General features: G+C 55.0%; 10 protein-coding genes. 4 read left to right on the plus strand and 6 right to left on the minus strand.

Translation table 11 applies throughout. The features are described 5' to 3' along the window. Nucleotides 1–20 precede the first annotated feature (20 nt). Nucleotides 21–410 carry a hypothetical protein gene (locus tag SH421x_RS08495; RefSeq protein ID WP_488854991.1) on the plus strand — a complete coding sequence of 130 codons (390 nt, stop codon included), beginning with the start codon at nucleotides 21–23 and terminating at the stop codon, nucleotides 408–410. 353 nt (nucleotides 411–763) lie between these two features. Here the strand turns inward: SH421x_RS08495 and SH421x_RS08500 are convergent, their stop codons facing one another. The 6 genes from SH421x_RS08500 to SH421x_RS08525 all read right to left on the minus strand — a co-directional run bounded on the left by SH421x_RS08500 (nucleotide 764) and on the right by SH421x_RS08525 (nucleotide 7,014). Then, nucleotides 764–2,068, minus strand: coding sequence for an IS1182 family transposase (locus tag SH421x_RS08500; protein WP_488854151.1), 1,305 nt, complete (start codon nucleotides 2,066–2,068; stop codon nucleotides 764–766). A gap of 647 nt (nucleotides 2,069–2,715) precedes the next feature. After that, nucleotides 2,716–2,985, minus strand: coding sequence for a transposase family protein (locus SH421x_RS08505; protein ID WP_488854992.1), 270 nt, complete (start codon nucleotides 2,983–2,985; stop codon nucleotides 2,716–2,718). Between the two features lie 78 nt (nucleotides 2,986–3,063). Beyond that, nucleotides 3,064–3,912 carry a hypothetical protein gene (locus SH421x_RS08510; protein ID WP_488854993.1) on the minus strand — a complete coding sequence of 283 codons (849 nt, stop codon included), beginning with the start codon at nucleotides 3,910–3,912 and terminating at the stop codon, nucleotides 3,064–3,066. A gap of 103 nt (nucleotides 3,913–4,015) precedes the next feature. Next, nucleotides 4,016–4,714 carry a hypothetical protein gene (locus tag SH421x_RS08515; RefSeq protein WP_488854994.1) on the minus strand — a complete coding sequence of 233 codons (699 nt, stop codon included), beginning with the start codon at nucleotides 4,712–4,714 and terminating at the stop codon, nucleotides 4,016–4,018. Nucleotides 4,715–5,521: 807 nt separating this feature from the next. Next, a complete protein-coding gene (locus tag SH421x_RS08520) occupies nucleotides 5,522–5,926 on the minus strand; it encodes a hypothetical protein (RefSeq protein WP_488854995.1) in 405 nt (134 codons plus the stop codon). A 119-nt stretch (nucleotides 5,927–6,045) separates the two neighbouring features. Beyond that, a complete protein-coding gene (locus SH421x_RS08525; protein ID WP_488854996.1) occupies nucleotides 6,046–7,014 on the minus strand; it encodes a DUF1559 family PulG-like putative transporter in 969 nt (322 codons plus the stop codon). 534 nt (nucleotides 7,015–7,548) lie between these two features. On the opposite strand from SH421x_RS08525, the gene SH421x_RS08530 reads away from it, so the two are divergent. The 3 genes from SH421x_RS08530 (at nucleotide 7,549) to SH421x_RS08540 (ending at nucleotide 13,047) form a co-directional block, all read left to right on the plus strand. Then, entirely contained in the window at nucleotides 7,549–8,955 is a 1,407-nt protein-coding gene (locus SH421x_RS08530; RefSeq protein ID WP_488854997.1) for a 3' terminal RNA ribose 2'-O-methyltransferase Hen1, read from the plus strand. Continuing rightward, entirely contained in the window at nucleotides 8,945–11,545 is a 2,601-nt protein-coding gene (locus SH421x_RS08535) for a polynucleotide kinase-phosphatase (RefSeq protein WP_488854998.1), read from the plus strand. Before SH421x_RS08530 ends, SH421x_RS08535 begins: the two co-directional genes overlap by 11 nt. 155 nt (nucleotides 11,546–11,700) lie before the next feature. Continuing rightward, entirely contained in the window at nucleotides 11,701–13,047 is a 1,347-nt protein-coding gene (locus tag SH421x_RS08540; RefSeq protein WP_488854999.1) for an SGNH/GDSL hydrolase family protein, read from the plus strand. Nucleotide 13,048 lies beyond the last annotated feature (1 nt).

Raw genomic sequence — 13,048 nt, forward strand, 5'->3', positions numbered from 1 at the left:
GCCGGCGGGGAAAACGAACCTTGGACAACACGCCAGACGATCGCCGGGTTGTATCTGCGGAAAATCCTTTCGAGTCGCCTGGACATGACGACAATTCTGATCCAGCTTTCCCAGACGGCGTGCCGATTCATCGGTCGCCGACTGTCGGTTATCTCTGCACGCTGCTGGCCGTTGTGGGGATGATGGCGATGGGGCCATCCGGCGGCGGCGTGATGTTGTGGCTTTCCGCCGCATTGGCGATGTGCTCCGTGCCAGGGTTTTGCATCTGTGCGAACGCCTATCGGAAAAAACAAAACCCCATCCTGGCCATGGCACTGGCCGTCAACATGTTCTTCATCCTCCTCCTGATTTTTACCGGGCTCTCGGTCTATGCCGTCCATCTGGCAAGCCAAAATGCCGGATCGCCGTAAAACATCTGCTGACAACCGGACAACCGGACAACTATTTCTTCGTAGCCCGACGCGCGAGCGAGGGTAATTTGCCCGGAAGCAAATCGCCGCTTCTGCCCACAACGCGCCGGTGTCCCAGCTGCGAAAGCAACGGGAACCAGACCGGACCGGACTGCATCCTTTTTTTCTGAGTGGACTGTGGACTGAGGTTGTGAGTTTATCCAACGCCGTCACCATCGCCTTTCGCCGCGCGGGCGTTTTTCGTTTTTTAGCGGCTGGTTGGGCGCTCGATTTTCGGTTGCTATTTTCTGGAGTGGATGGCGGCGGTCCGTTCGGGGCGGGTCGCTTGGTTCCGCTCTGCTTGGTTCTCCTTTTTAGGCCGGTTTTAGGATTCCCAGACTCAGCATCCTCATGAAGTTGTAGGTGATGACGTACCATAGCGTCGCCGCTTTGACTTTTTCTCGGCTGCGAACTCGGAACTGCTGCAGGCCCCGGTTGCGGCATTCGGCGTTGGGGAATTCAGCGATCGAGGGGCGTTGTTTTAGCCGGGCCTGGGCCTCTTCCGTTTTCATTCGTTCGCGGAACGCGGCCATAGCGTCGTTGTCCTCTTTGCGGCGTGCGTACGGGTCGCCGCCTCGCTTTTCGATCTGCTCTACATAAGTCATCGGCGCCGTCACTTGACTGCCGGCTTGCTCGACCGCGGTGATTCCTCCCCGGGTCGCGAACCCGCCGTCGACGATGTAATGCTGGGGAGTTTTGTCATAACGCTCGCGCAGGTTTTCATGCATCGGCTGCATCTGATGGCCATCGCTGCCGTTGTTGCTAACGTCCACGCCGACGATCAGACGCGTCTCGGCATCAGTCGCGAATTGCACGTTATAGGCCGGACGAAATCCGCCTCCGCTCATCTTCATGTTGCGTGCTTCCGGATCGGTCGTACTGCAGCGCGCCTCTTTGCGCTTCTTTTTATTCTGCTGATCTTTTTGTCGCTGCATTTCCGGCAATTCTTCCAAGGCTTTATTCACCCGATCCAAAAGTTCGCGCGCCGCACGCTCTTGGGCCGCTTGGCGACGAGCGTCGCTAACGCCGTTATCCGAATTGTCGTCGCTTTCGTCACGCAACTTTTTTACTTGCGCTGCCGCTTCTTCGCGGCATTTTTCCAGCGTCTGCTGACGAAAGAACGAGCTGGTGCCGGCGCTGGCCCGCACTCGCATGCCGTCTTGAGCAACCGTTTCCAGCGTGACAATATTCTGGTGCAGCAGCGTCGCAATCGTGTCAGTCAGCAATTCATCGAGGAACTCGCCATGCATCGTACGAAAGTCTGCCAGCAGGTGATAATTGACGCCGACATCGCCGCAAATCCACAAGTAAGCCAAGTCGCGCGTACACAGTCGCGCCACATGTCGAGCGCTGCTGATCCCTTCAATAATGGCGAACATCCACAACGCCATCAGGATTTTTGGATCAACGGCATCGCGTCCAGCCGATCCTTCGACGACGCGAATCTTCTGATACAACGGCGTCAGATCGAGCGAATCGACATACGCCCAGACCGCCCGGACGCGATGATCCCGCGGAATCATCTGATCCAACGAAGCATCCCGAAACTGAACTTGAAACCGCTCCGGCCGCTTCACGCGCACCCGAGAAACGTTTGGTTGTGAGTTTGAATTATCCATCCCCCCGTTTTAGCGCCGCGATTTTGTGTCGCCAAGCCGGGTTGGAAAAAAATCACAGCCTCACTGGACCGGACCGGACAGCGTTGTTCTTTTCTGAGTGCCCAGACTGGACTGGACCGCAGCCTGTTTTTTTTCTGAGCAGACGCCTGAATCACTTCGCGCCCCAAGCAATTCGCCCTTCAGATTTCAAACTTCGTGAAAGATTTCCCAATGTGGACTGGACTGCATCTTTTTTTTCTGGGCGGCCAGACCGGACCGGACTGGACCGTTTTTTTGAGCAACCGAGTGGACTGAGGCCGCGACGTTTTTTTCTGCTGAACGGCAGAACCTCCCAAGCTGCATCCCGCGCAGCAGACAACGCCGCCAACCTCTCTCGAAGTTGCCGATCTTCCACGGCAAAGGACCGCCCCGCCGTGAAACCAATCGGTCGCACGGTGCACAATAATGTGTGAGTAAATAATAACAAAACACTAAGACATTGTCAATGGCAATCGATGCCCACGCCCCTTGGCCAACCTCTCCGATTCTCTGTGGTGAGCTCCGAAATAAGAAGGTTCGCGGAGGGGCGCCAAGCAGATGGAGGAGGCGAGAAAGCGTAGTGCGATCCTGGGAAAGTTAGCAAGCAAAGCGTTTGCTGCAGTTTTGAATCAGGGAAGGAAGTCAAAGTTCCAGTCGGCCGGCAGCTCTGCCCCACAAACATCGCAGCAGAAAAAAGTATCCTTCACCAGATTCGTCTGCCGGCATGCCGGACAGCGGCGGAAGGTCATCGCAGGCGAGAACTCGCCGGGATGACGCAGCCCCAACCGATCCAGCGCCAAAGCAACCGCCGCCCAGGACCGCGGCTGGGGACAATAGCCAGTGGATTGGTTGGTGACGCTCTCCACAAACAGCTGCTCGCCTGCCCCGACAAAAGTCATCTCGCCGGCACTCAGAACAGACTGCCCGCCTGCACAAGCAACGTGCTCTGATCACGGGGCTTTTTTCGTTCAAGCTCATTACGATTGATCAGCAGCTAAGGCTTCCGCCTGATCCTTCAATTCATTGAGGGATTTTATCGCTGCTCTCAGACCACTTTCGACATGTTCGTAATCGCCGATAAAAAATATCGGATCTTTCAAAATCTGGGCAGCTCCAGAACTGATTTCTGATAAGACTTTATGCTTTGCTGGCAGATCGCTTACTGACAAAGTGAACTCCATGGCAATACCAGCAATAGCTGAGAAAATAGCACTTTGAACTGGGTTATAAATTGTTGAATTGGCAAAATTGACTGCGAACGACTGAAGCCCAGACGAATAGCGAAGAAATTGAAGCCTCTCTCTCTTAGAGTCATGTGAGAATATCGTCTCAGATGTGAATTCGCTCAACGTTACGAGCTTGTTCCAGACATGGTAAACAGCTATGTCAAAGCGGATGACTTGATTCTCTTGGGCATAATTCATTACGTGAGAATTGATGAATGCAACGAGAAAGCTTATATCACCTTGGGCGTCGTCAAAACTTCCTGATTTTGCTAAATCGAATGTGTCGCATTGTAGAGCGATTCCAAGCATTTGGACTCGCTGCATTTCGACCATTTCTTCTCTTTGAGCTTTTAGTTCCTTCATTTGCAAGACGAGCGTGACGATAACGCCTGCAAACGCCAACGAACTAAAAACTGCATTGGCGAATCCGAAGGTATCGCCCAATTCATTTGCCGATAGTGCAGGACCACCAAATTTTGATGGAAGGTACGATCCGAGGATGAATGGCAGCGGAGTGATGGCAACAAACACGACAACGACAAAAACAAAAACCCAAAACCACCAAGCAGAACTAAGAAAGTTGAGAACCTTTATGATCATGAGTCGTACTTTAATTTGAGAAAAGACGATTAGACGCTCGAAACCACGTCACGTTATAGCATCTCAGAACGGTCCAAACATTTGGATAGCCGCTTGATGTCGATCAAGCGGCTTTTTTCTTGCCCGTGAGAAGGAAGTAACCCAACTGCGTGGTCAATATGATCACGGCAGACAACGCAACGCCAAAGAAGATTAAAACAAACTCGTATTGATAGCTGTAATTCTGAATGCCCATTTCTGTAACTTGAAGAGGAATGCTATCCCCCAAAAAATTGACCGTCATAGGGTCGCCATGAATTAGATTTGACTTGAAATATAAGCAGACTATGACCGATTCGCCGCCCCTGATTTCCCCTATTTCAATCTTGCCCGTAAAAGCATCGAAAGTCTTCATTCGCTTTTTATTGTCATCATCAACGTAACCTATTGCTTGAATTGGTAACTGAACAAATACTTTAGCGGCAGGTTCATCCCCTGTATTTGAGATTTGCATCGTTAGTTGTTGCTGAATCTCATCGAGGATCGCTAAGTCTTGAGAGATCGCTACTAACTCCGGGGATTTTGCTTGAAGCAGGTTAATTTTTTCAACCCCGTTCAATAACTGTGGCGGCATTGAGAAAGAGTTGGTCATTGTTGCAACGTTGATTTTCGCTCCAATTCGGCGATTGGTTGCATCTCGAAAATCGTTATAGTTTCCCGCAAGTCCCGTTAGCCAAACTAGGAACGCAATCAGCAGCATGCCAATTCCGATTACGAATTCCCAAAACTTGAAATGAAAACCCTCTGAGTCCCAGCGACGCATAATAAGCCCTTCCCATCAATACTCGATGATCCAACCCCTTAGTATAGCGGCTATGACCAAAGTGTTTTGTGAACGTTGTTGTATGATCGCCGTGGCTCGTCGCGGCGACATTGGCGGACTCATATGACGATCGAGCCGCCGACATCGTACGGACGCATTCGGGACGGCATTTTGTGAGTGTTGCATTGGGTTGCATTAACGTTTTCGGCAAAGACGTAAGTCGTTTTTTTGGGAAATGCTTTACGGAATTCTAGGCCCAGCCCCTTAGGGGGGGGCTTTTGGGCCGCAGTGATGCGTTTTTTTTTATGCGCCGGCGGGGAAAACGGAACATGGTTATTGCGCTGGCGATCGCCTTCAATTTGCTCTGCATTCTGATGCTGCTTGATGTCTACGCCGTCCATCTCGCGAGCCTGCAGGCCGGATCGTCGTGAACCCGACGGTTTGTCGCTTACCTTGCAAGCGGGGACAATCGGACAACTGGACAATGGTTTCGCATGGCGACCAGCGGATCGAGAGAATCGACGGGCGGCTTAGTTGATCTAAATCCATCAACTTTCCGCCAGCCTAGAAGTTCGGGTGCCGCTTGGCGAACGAAGTTGGCTTACATCCCTCGCAGACGTGATGATGCGATCACGATCGGGATGGGCGAGAGTTTCTCGTAGCTCTCCTGCACAATCATTGCCACGCAACGGGGTGGCAATGATGTCGGTGCTGATCGATCTGCTTGCAAGTGTTGCTTGCTTCGGCACTGCTGGACAAGCCAGGCTGTGGCGCTCGTTGGGATAGGCGCACGATGGCTGTTTGCCGTTACTTCGACTTCAGCTCAAAGTCGTACTCATTCTCCCCGTCTGGCGTGACGTCTGCTGTCAATTCGGATTTGCTGTTGTACTTGGCAGGCAGGTACATTTCGCCGACGGGCTCGGGGGTTCCGTTAGAGTTGTCAAACTTGCCGGGGATGAGACGCGACGCGGTTAGTTCGACTTTGGTTGGGCCTTGTTCGGCGTTTACGGTGTACTTGCCGTTGGTGATTTCGCCGGAGAAGGCTTTGCCGCCGCCTTCAGTTTGACGCAGCAAGATTCTTCCACTCTCTACGGGCTGGCCATCAAAAGTGACGTTGCCGGTGACGGCGTAGGTTTTGGGGCCTTCGGGGCCTCCTCCGCAGCCAATGTTCGCGAGCAGCAGTCCACTCACTATCAAAACGGAAAGTCGCATCGGGGTATCTCTCAAGGTGATCCAAGGTTGGTTCGTAAATTTAGCGCGGCAGACCGGGCGGATTGTTGCGCGGCCTGGGATGTCGACAGATTTTTGTTGTGCTGGCAGGGGGATCGGTTTTAATACTGACCGACGACTTGACCGTCGTTGCGAATGCCCAGACGTAACCAAACTTGTCGATCGATGGTGTCGGGGAAGAAGCGGACCGAGCCATCAGTGAAGCAGCCGTTGACTCCGCCGGTGTGGTAGCTGCGAGCGTAGTTCCAACGTCCTGTCAAACCGCCGGAGTTGCCGTTTTCGCAAGGCGCTTGATTGGGCGCCCCCGGCGTTGAGGTCACTTTGCAACTGTAGTTGCGATCGGCCACGCTGGTGTTGGGGACTTCGCCAACGGAGAAGGCGAACGCGCCATGCGGGGCTCCACCCCAATAGCCGCCTGCATTGCCCCAGGCCGAAACGCCGTTGGTTCGCACGATTCCTTCGGCAGCGAGCAGCGTGTTGGAAGAGCCGTCGGTGCAATCTCGGAACGAGGTATGCGATTCACGGAAAAACATTCCGCCGGGCGTAGAGCCGGTGATGTCGCCGGAAGTAACGTTGATGGTCGCGGTGGCGAAGGTCCAAGTGCCGGGGCCAGCCGAGACGACGTAATTGCCTTGAAACGCCGTGCCGCCGCCGTTGCCGCCTTTGCCGGGAGAGTCCGGATCCGAGGGGCACGAAAATGCTGAGATCGGCGTGGTGGTAATAGTGTTGGTGATCTGGTGAACGTACTCGGTGGTGTCGGCCTCATACAGATCCGACAACGACTTTTGTTCGACGAACGGCAAGATACGCTGGAACCAGCTATCACGACGATGGGTTTTGCCTGCGACTTCGGTCTGATGTCCGTAGGGGAACAAACGGAACGTACTGTCATAGTTGTGCATCGCCAACCCAAGCTGCTTGAGATGGTTGGTGCACTGCATCCGACGCGCGGCCTCGCGAGCTTGCTGTACGGCAGGCAGCAGCAGTGCGATCAGCACTCCGATAATCGCAATCACGACAAGTAGCTCGACAAGCGTAAAGGCTCGCCGCGTTCGAATGGTTCGAAGCATAGTTAAACCTCTGAAGGAAACGTGACAAAGAAAAGATGAATTTGGCCTGCCTGGGATTCCCAAAAGCGGGGGAAACAAGCGAGGATGTTACGATATATCAGGCATTTGTTGTGCCAGAAGCTGGAATGAAATTTTGAGGTCGACGTCGCCGTGGATTGGAGAGATTAAGGAGACGCTTAAAACGGCATGACTCGCGAAGATTCGGCGGTTGAGCGTTACGGATTTTTGCTGCGGAGGGGGTTAGGGAATAAGCTCGAGAGAATGCTAGGAATGCATCGAAACTCAGCAGGCTCGCTAAAAGTTGCAGCGATGGGAAATGGGGTGACGCCCTATTGGGTGGTTGATCGCCTTCTGTCGAAGGGGCGATAAAATCGACAATGGAAAAGAGCGAGATCGGCAGCACGAGGAAGAGTGCTTTCAGATTAGATCAAGTTGGCCGCGAACTCTTCTCGGCTGTTGCTGTCTTCCTACCAAACGTTGACTTTTCTTATTTTTTAAATTGGCGATCGATGCACAGGATTTTGGAATAAATCGATGCTGCTTACCCTCTCTACCACGCATCGGCCGGCTGCGGATCTTGGTTATCTACTGCACAAGCACCCGGGACGCGTTCAAAGCTTTGACCTTAGTTTTGGTCAAGCTCACCTCTTTTATCCGCGCGTTGACGAAGATGGTTGTGAGGCCTGTTTGTTGTTAGAGGTTGATCCGATTGGGATGGTGCGGCGTCCCAAGGGACAGCCCCATTATTTGCTTAAGCAGTATGTCAACGATCGGTCGTATGTCGCTTCGTCTTATTTAAGCGTTGCGATTTCGCAGGTGCTGGGATCGGCGCTGGCTGGACGTTGTAAGGATCGGCCCGAACTAGTCGAAACGGCGATTCCGCTGTGCGCCAAGATTGACGTCTTGCCGGTGCGTGGAGGGGTCGATTTTTTGCAGCGTGTGTTTGAGCCGCTGGGCTATGAAGTCGAAGCGGTAGGGCAGCCGTTGGATCCGCGATTTTTGGAATGGGGAGAGAGTCCCTATTACTCGGTCACGATTCGAGGGACAAAACGACTGAGCGAGTTGTTGACGCATCTGTATGTGCTGGTCCCGGTCTTTGACAACGAGAAGCATTATTACGTTGGCGAGGATGAGCTGGAAAAGTTGCTAACCAAAGGCGCTGGCTGGCTCGCGTCGCATCCCCAGAAGTCGCTGATCACACGCCGCTATTTGGGCAACCGGCTTAGTCTGTTTCGTCAGGCGATCGCGCGCCTGGTCGAAGAAGAGCCGGAGCCCGCCGACGCCGTAACCACGGCCAACGAAGAGCAACTCGAACAGCCGCTCAGCTTGAACGATCAGCGGTATGCGGCGGTGCTAGCCGCGCTGCGGGCCAGCGGCGCCAAAAGCGTGGTCGATCTGGGGTGCGGTGAAGGAAAATTGCTGCGCGAGCTATTGCCGGAGAAACAGTTTGAGCGGATCGTCGGCTTGGACGTTTCGATTCGGGCGTTGGAAATCGCTAATCGGCGGTTGAAGATCGATCGACTGCCGGAGTTTCAAGCCAAGCGTCTGCAACTGCTACATGGATCGTTGATGTATCGCGATGCCCGCATCGCGGGTTTCGATGCGGCGGCGGTGGTCGAAGTAATCGAGCATCTTGATCCGCCGCGGCTATCGGCGATGGAAAGGACGTTGTTTGAATACGCCAAGCCAATGACGGTGGTGCTGACGACCCCCAATCAAGAATACAACGCTTTATGGGAGACGCTGCCGGCCGGCGAGTTCCGACATCACGACCATCGATTTGAATGGACACGCGCGCAATTTCAAGCTTGGGGTGAGCGCGTTGCCGAGAAGTTTGGCTATCAGGTCCAATTTTTGCCGGTAGGGCCTGTCGACGCGCAGGTTGGCTCGCCAACGCAATTGGCATTGTTTCAGCGGGAGCAAAGTGAAGATGCAGATTAAGATTCCGACGCTATCGCTGGTCGTGCTGATTGGTCCTAGTGGATCAGGCAAGAGCACGTTTGCGCGGAAGCACTTTTTACCGACCGAAGTATTGTCTTCTGACGCTTGCCGAGGTCTGGTAAGTGATAACGACAACGACCAGGCGGCGACCAATGACGCGTTTGACGTGCTGCATTACATCGCCGGTAAACGTTTGGCTCGCGGGCAATTGACGGTGGTGGATGCGACCAATGTTCAGGCCGAAGCGCGGCGCCCGCTGGTGCAGCTGGCGCGGCAATATCATTGTCTGCCGGTAGCGATCTTGCTGAACCCTGCCGAGGAAGTTTGTCATGAGCGCAACCGCAACCGAGACGATCGAACGTTTGGCCCGCATGTGGTGCGGCAGCAAAGATCGCAGCTACGGCGTTCGATTCGCGGCTTGAAGAAGGAAGGCTTTCGGCATCAGTTTGTGCTCGATTCGGTCGAAAAGATCGAAGCGGCGACAATCACGCGCGAGCCGCTCTGGAATGATCGGCGCCAAGAGCATGGACCGTTCGACATTATCGGTGACGTGCATGGCTGCTGCGACGAGTTGGAAACGCTGCTGGATCAGCTTGGCTATCAGCGAGTGCAGGTTTTAGGACTGGAGCCTGGCTGGCGGAATCTCGCTTACACGCATCCCCAGGGGCGCAAAGCGGTGTTTGTTGGCGATCTGGTGGATCGAGGGCCGCGTGTCGTCGATACATTGAGCATCGTGCGTCACATGGTGCAGGCAGGCACTGCGATTTGCGTGCCGGGAAACCATGACGTGAAGTTGCTACGGTGGCTGAACGGGAAGAACGTGCAACTGAAACACGGATTGGCGGAGACCGTCTCTGAGATTGAAGCGATTGAGAGCGATGCGCAGCAGCCGTTTCGCAAATCGCTGATGCAGTTTCTCGACGGGCTGGTCAGTCACTATGTGCTGGATGATGGTAAGTTAGTGGTTGCGCATGCCGGACTGAAGCAGGAGATGCAGGGACGCGGTTCGGGCAAGGTTCGCGAGTTCGCCCTGTATGGTGAGACGACCGGCGAGACGGATGAGTTTGGCTTGCCGGTGCGGCACAACTGGGCGGCCGAATATCGGGGCTCGGCGATGGTCGTCTATGGGCATACGCCTGTGCCGCAGCCCGACTGGCTGAATGGTACGATCAACATCGACACCGGTTGCGTCTTTGGCGGTAAGCTTACGGCGCTGCGTTACCCAGAACGTCAGTTTGTCTCGGCGCCAGCGCAGCGGACTTATTGTCAACCATCGCGACCGTTTTTGCCAGAGACTTTCGACGCGCTGCGACCGGCTCAGCAACGCGATGATGATGTGCTGGATGCTGAGGATGTGCTAGGCAAAAGAATTGTCGAGACGCGTCTGCGCGGCAACGTGACGATTCGTGAAGAGAACGCCACGGCGGCGCTGGAGGTGATGAGCCGGTATGCGATTAACCCGAAGTGGCTGATTTATTTGCCGCCAACGATGTCACCTTGCGAGACTTCCCGCGAGCCAGGTTTGTTAGAGCATCCGGCCGAAGCATTCGCCTACTATCTTACTAACGGCGTGCCGCAGGTGATCTGCGAGGAGAAGCACATGGGCTCGCGCGCGGTGGTAGTGATCTGTCGTGATCAGACGACAGCACGCAATCGATTTGGCGTACTGGAAGCGGAGACCGGCGCAATCTATACGCGCACCGGGCGACGTTTTTTTCAGGATGAAGCGCTAGAAGTAGAGTTACTGGCTCGACTGCGCGCTGCAATGATTGCAGCAGGCTTTTGGGATGAGTTGGAAACCGACTGGGCCTGTCTCGACTGCGAACTGATGCCGTGGTCCGCGAAGGCGCAGCAGTTGGTCCGTGAACAATATGCAGCGGTCGGCGCTGCCGGCAATGCGGCGCTGCCGCAGGCGATTGCGGCGCTGACGCACGCTCGGCAGCGACTGGGTGCTGACAAAAGTCAGCGGGCCGATCAGCTGTGCAGCGGCTTGCAGGGCCGCTTGCAGCGTGTCGAGCAATTTGTAGCCGCCTATCGCAACTATTGTTGGCCGGTAGAGTCGATCAACGATTTGCAGCTGGCTCCGTTTCATTTGCTGGCGACCGAAGGCTGCGTTCATACCGATCAAAGCCATCGTTGGCACATGGAGACGCTGGCCAAAATTTGTGAGCAAGACGCCGGTCTGTTATTGGCGACGGCGTACTTGGAAGTCGATCTGACCAAGCCTGCGGAAGTGGCGGCCGCCGCTGCGTGGTGGGAGCTGCACACCAGCCAAGGAGGCGAAGGAATGGTGGTCAAGCCGGCCGATTGGATTGTGCGGGGTAAAGAGGGTTTGGTGCAGCCAGCGATGAAATGTCGCGGCAAAGAGTACCTGCGGATCATCTATAGCCCTGACTATGATGCCGAGGAAAATCTGGCACGACTTCGCCAGCGTGGACTGGGGCGTAAACGATCGCTGGCGCTGCGAGAGTTTGCGCTGGGGATCGAAGGCCTAGAGCGTTTTATTCGCCGCGAGCCGCTCCGCCGCGTGCATCAATGCGCGTTTGGCGTCTTGGCGCTGGAGAGCGAGCCGGTCGATCCGCGATTGTAAGGAACAATGCGGCCGCAGCTGGCTGTAGCAATCGCACCTAAAAGCAGTGTAGAATAGAGCAGAATTGTTAACTGCCTGCCTTGCTTCCCCTGCCCCGTTTGCTTTTCTGGTTTTTTCTCTCTGCACGATAAATACATCTCTTGAGGAATCTGCTTGTGATCCGTCAAACCTGGTTGGTGTTATTGCTTGGTGGTCTGGCTGTTGCGGCCTGTGGTGCGGCGGAGCCTGCGGCTACGGTCAGTTTGAGCGGCGACTGGGAGGTGCAGGTGGAGCTTGCCGCCAGCGGAGAAAATCCGGCGAAATCGTCACTGGTAGCGGTCGATCTGCCGGGGCTGTACACGGTGACAGCCGAGCGACATGGAAGCTTGCCGATGTATAACCCGAATGAAGCGCAGTACCAGCGTGGCGCTAGACTGACGGGGCTAATCGCCGAGTCGCTGACGGCGCCTGACCTGCTGGATCCGAGCAGCGTGGTGGTTCGCAGCGGACCGACCGATACGGATGAAACCTACGTGCGGGGGCGCGACTACGAATTTGATAATCGTTGGGGCGGGATTGGTCGCTTGGCCGGTGGAAAGATTGCCGAGGGGAGCCCCGTTTTTATCAGCTACCAACATACGCTGTCGCGGATCGATTCGATTGTGCTCAATACGGATGGCGAGATTGAATATCGAGCCGGTCAGCCGCGCGCCGAAGCGCCAACTGCGCCCCAAACGGCAGCAGGCGAACGACGCTTAGCTAACGTGTGGATCCCAGGTCAGCTTGAACGCCTGACAAAGCAAAACCTGTTTCCAGTTTTGGAATCGGCTTATCCATCGCCGGCGGTGACTTCCCCTTCGCTGGCCGAGCAGCGTATTCCTCGAGCATTGGCCAAGCTGCGCTCTGGGGAGCCGATACGAATTTTGGCTTGGGGAGATAGCGTGACCGATGGCGCATATTTGGCCAATCCCCAGCGTGATCGTTGGCAGCAGCAGTTTGTCGCGCGGCTAAAGCAACGGTTTCCGCAAGCGCAGATCGAGCTAGTGACCGAAGCTTGGGGTGGCAGAAGTACTTCCAGTTATTTGGGGGTTCCGCCCGGTGAGCCACATAACTATCAAGAGACCGTCTTGGACGCCAAGCCCGACCTGATTATCAGCGAGTTCGTCAATGACGCCGGTCTGAACCCCGCAGCCGTAGAAGAACGCTACAGCAAGTTGCTGGCCGATTTTCAAAAGATCGACGCTGAATGGATTATTCTGACTCCGCATTACGTCCGCCCTGACTGGATGGGACTGGATCGCCAGACGGACATTGATAATGACCCACGCCCTTATGTACAGGGACTACGCGCGTTCGCCGCCAAGCATTCGGTTGCGCTGGCCGACGCATCGCTTCGGTATGGCCGCCTATGGCGACAAGGGATTCCGTATAACTGTCTGATGGTCAATTGCATCAACCATCCGGGGCCCGAGGGATTGGGGATTTTTGCCGACTCGCTGATGGAGCTATTTCCGCAGAAGTAAG

This window comes from Blastopirellula sp. SH421, from assembly GCF_057808535.1.

What these genes read in the sequence shown, in the direction of transcription:
- SH421x_RS08520 (WP_488854995.1), bottom strand. Translation starts at nt 5,926, where the DNA reads ATGCGACTTTCCGTTTTGATAGTGAGTGGACTGCTGCTCGCGAACATT.
- SH421x_RS08530 (WP_488854997.1), top strand. Translation starts at nt 7,549, where the DNA reads ATGCTGCTTACCCTCTCTACCACGCATCGGCCGGCTGCGGATCTTGGT.
- SH421x_RS08525 (WP_488854996.1), bottom strand. Translation starts at nt 7,014, where the DNA reads ATGCTTCGAACCATTCGAACGCGGCGAGCCTTTACGCTTGTCGAGCTA.
- SH421x_RS08500 (WP_488854151.1), bottom strand. Translation starts at nt 2,068, where the DNA reads ATGGATAATTCAAACTCACAACCAAACGTTTCTCGGGTGCGCGTGAAG.
- SH421x_RS08535 (WP_488854998.1), top strand. Translation starts at nt 8,945, where the DNA reads ATGCAGATTAAGATTCCGACGCTATCGCTGGTCGTGCTGATTGGTCCT.
- SH421x_RS08515 (WP_488854994.1), bottom strand. Translation starts at nt 4,714, where the DNA reads ATGCGTCGCTGGGACTCAGAGGGTTTTCATTTCAAGTTTTGGGAATTC.
- SH421x_RS08510 (WP_488854993.1), bottom strand. Translation starts at nt 3,912, where the DNA reads ATGATCATAAAGGTTCTCAACTTTCTTAGTTCTGCTTGGTGGTTTTGG.
- SH421x_RS08505 (WP_488854992.1), bottom strand. Translation starts at nt 2,985, where the DNA reads ATGACTTTTGTCGGGGCAGGCGAGCAGCTGTTTGTGGAGAGCGTCACC.